The following is a 249-nucleotide window of genomic DNA, read 5'->3' on the forward strand; positions in this document are numbered from 1 at the left end:
GCGCATCCGACCGCGGGATGACGGCGAGCGCCCGGTTCAGCCAGCCAGTCTTTTCCTCGGCGACATGTTCGCCGCCAGACTCAAGCATGTCCTGCCCGTCGAAATGGCTGCGCTGGTCGCGATAGGGCGTCGACACCGCATGGACGAAGGCGAGTTCTCGGCTCTTCCAGAGCGGCATCAGGTCGGCGGCGGCGGGATTGAGGCCGAAATGCCCATCAAGATCGAGAAGTCCGCTGTCCGGCGTCAGCG

Annotated in this window: 1 pseudogene; it reads right to left on the reverse strand. The window is 65.5% G+C overall.

The window, feature by feature from the left end:
* Positions 1–249, reverse strand: a pseudogene (locus EOD29_RS33825) (hypothetical protein); the annotation flags it as partial.

It is taken from the genome of Mesorhizobium sp. M1A.T.Ca.IN.004.03.1.1, from assembly GCF_003997555.1.
In the GTDB taxonomy this organism is placed as follows: domain Bacteria; phylum Pseudomonadota; class Alphaproteobacteria; order Rhizobiales; family Rhizobiaceae; genus Mesorhizobium.